The organism is Vibrio anguillarum (assembly GCF_001989995.2).
GTDB lineage: Bacteria > Pseudomonadota > Gammaproteobacteria > Enterobacterales > Vibrionaceae > Vibrio > Vibrio anguillarum.
On the sequence record NZ_JAHGUP010000071.1, the window covers coordinates 1 to 2,245 of the forward strand.

The following is a 2,245-nucleotide window of genomic DNA, read 5'->3' on the forward strand; positions in this document are numbered from 1 at the left end:
CTTGAGCCGTTTGTTATATGTTTGGATGAGAAACCTAGCTAGATTTTGAATGCAATGCATTGAATTACATAGTTATCAACACATTGCATGCGGACGGTATAAAATGCAGCTTATTTATAAAAAGCTTCAACTTCACCTTTTAACTTAATCAGCATCGGCTGGCCAAAACGATCTTTAGCTTTCGGTGAAGGAATTTTCACCCACCCTTCACTAATGCAGTATTCTTCAACATCAGTACGCTCTTTGCCATTTAGACGAATGCCAATGTGATGTTCAAAGCACTCCGCTACATAGTGTGGGCTGCGAGGATTACCAGCAAGGTGATCCGGCAAAGCGGGTTTAGCTGTAGTGTCGTTCATATTCATAACCTAAAATATGTAAAAAGTGCGCTATTGTAGACAATACAAGCCGACCGCTCAACAAAGTAAAGATGCTATTTCATATGCGGTATAGAGCGCAGAACTAGATGACATATAACGCCCGCTTAAGGGGCAGACAACGCTACTACCAACTTTCCGCATAACACCATAATCACGAAAACCAACGCATGATAAAAATGCCACGCGTTGGCTGTCCCTCTTGAAGCGTTTGTTAGGTTTATATTTCATTGCTATTGATTAATCAAGACAGAACCCCCATATAGTCTATGGATAAGAACACGCCTTACCACTCAGAACATACATTCCCTAACTGAGATAACTGGAGCGTGAAAATAAATATTCCAGATTTCTCAAGGAATGATCTAATGATTGCTTATCTTATTCTCGTTCACCGCTATCCAGATCAATTTAAACGGCTATTTCATGCAATATACCACCCAAATAATCATTACGTTATCCATGTTGACAAAACTTCTGGAAAAGAAATTTCAGATGAAATAACTTTGTTTCTAAATGATTACCAAAATGCTGAAATTCTTGAATCAGAAAATGCACTATGGGGTGGGTATAGTTTAGTTAATATTGAACTTCGTGGTATGGCTAAGCTATTGAATATGAACAAAAGCTGGACGCATTTTATAAACCTAAGTGGACAAGATTTTCCATTGAAAACTCAGCCATATATTCATGAGTTTTTGTCAAATAATAAAGACAAGGAATTTATTCGAGCACTAGACCAAAATGAAGCTAGGCCTGAAACGATGAACCGCATACAAAATATGTGCTTTGAATATAAAGAGCATATTTACCGACCTAAAATAGCTAGAAAATTCATGTCAGGGATAACACCATTTATTGGCACCCAATGGATGATTGTGTCACGAAAATTCTGTGATTTTGTTTGTAACACGGATGCATCTCAGCCCTATAAAGAATTTTATAAAAATACATTTATTGCTGATGAAGGATTTTTCCAAACAGTTATGATGAATAACGATTGTCATGGTGAAATAATTCAAGATGACTTGCGACTTATCGATTGGGTACCAGATGGAGATATAAAGCTTAGACCGAGGACGTTTACAATGGCCGATATTTCTAACTTAATTTCGAGCCCTAACCTTTTCGCTCGAAAATTTGACCTATTAGAAGATGCTAAAGTCTTGGATAGGATCGAACATCACCTCGCTGCAACAGTCTAATTTTTAATGAGCTACCCTCAACGGGGTGGCTCAAAGAAACCTAACGCCCGCTTAAGGGGCAGACAACGCTACTACTAACTTTCCGCATAACACCGTAATCACAAAAACCAACGCATGATAAAAATGCCACGCGTTGGCTGTCCCTCTTGAAGCGTTTGTTATAGCGGTGCTTTAGCTGCCCATAGAAATATGATGCGTTGCACACAGCTTATTTCTTGCTGGATCGCGTAAGTAAGCTAGATACATTTTTCTTTCTCCGCTTACCCTGAGACCTGGAGGATCTTCGCAAGCTACACCGCCATTAGCTAAACCTGCTGCATGCCATGAATCCACTAACTCTGGGCTAGTGACTTTTAAGCCAATTGTCATTCCATTACCATGAGTCGCCAGCTCTCCATTTATTGGCTTCGTAATTCCAAGCACACCATCTTTGTTTATGTAAAGACAGCGACCTTTAGCATCGATAACACCCGATGGATAACCTAAAACAGACAATATGGCGTCATAAAAAACCTTAGATTTTTCAATATCATTGGAGCCAATCATAATATGACTAAACATACTTGTTCCTTTTGTTGAGCAAAATCGGGATTTACTTTGAGGCATCGATTGAGCAATGTCTAGGTTGAAATGTGAGATAAGCTATAACGCCCGGCTAAGGGG

The 2,245-nt window shown here is 39.2% G+C and carries 3 protein-coding genes; 1 reads left to right on the top strand and 2 read right to left on the bottom strand.

Annotated elements, in window-relative coordinates:
• Positions 1-110: 110 nt before the first annotated feature.
• Positions 111-359, bottom strand: coding sequence for a DUF3297 family protein (locus PL85_RS15040; RefSeq protein WP_026028286.1), 249 nt, complete (start codon positions 357-359; stop codon positions 111-113).
• Between the two features lie 386 nt (positions 360-745).
• Here PL85_RS15040 and PL85_RS15050 point away from each other — a divergent pair, with 386 nt between their 5' ends.
• Positions 746-1,582 (top strand): beta-1,6-N-acetylglucosaminyltransferase, encoded by an 837-nt coding sequence (locus PL85_RS15050; RefSeq protein ID WP_017046804.1) that lies wholly within the window; start codon positions 746-748, stop codon positions 1,580-1,582.
• A gap of 171 nt (positions 1,583-1,753) precedes the next feature.
• Here the strand turns inward: PL85_RS15050 and PL85_RS15060 are convergent, their stop codons facing one another.
• Positions 1,754-2,143 carry a VOC family protein gene (locus PL85_RS15060; protein WP_208895709.1) on the bottom strand — a complete coding sequence of 130 codons (390 nt, stop codon included), beginning with the start codon at positions 2,141-2,143 and terminating at the stop codon, positions 1,754-1,756.
• Positions 2,144-2,245: the final 102 nt, after the last annotated feature.

Coding starts and splice junctions, on each gene's coding strand:
- PL85_RS15040 (WP_026028286.1), bottom strand. CDS start 359: ATGAACGACACTACAGCTAAACCCGCTTTGCCGGATCACCTTGCTGGT.
- PL85_RS15050 (WP_017046804.1), top strand. CDS start 746: ATGATTGCTTATCTTATTCTCGTTCACCGCTATCCAGATCAATTTAAA.
- PL85_RS15060 (WP_208895709.1), bottom strand. CDS start 2,143: ATGTTTAGTCATATTATGATTGGCTCCAATGATATTGAAAAATCTAAG.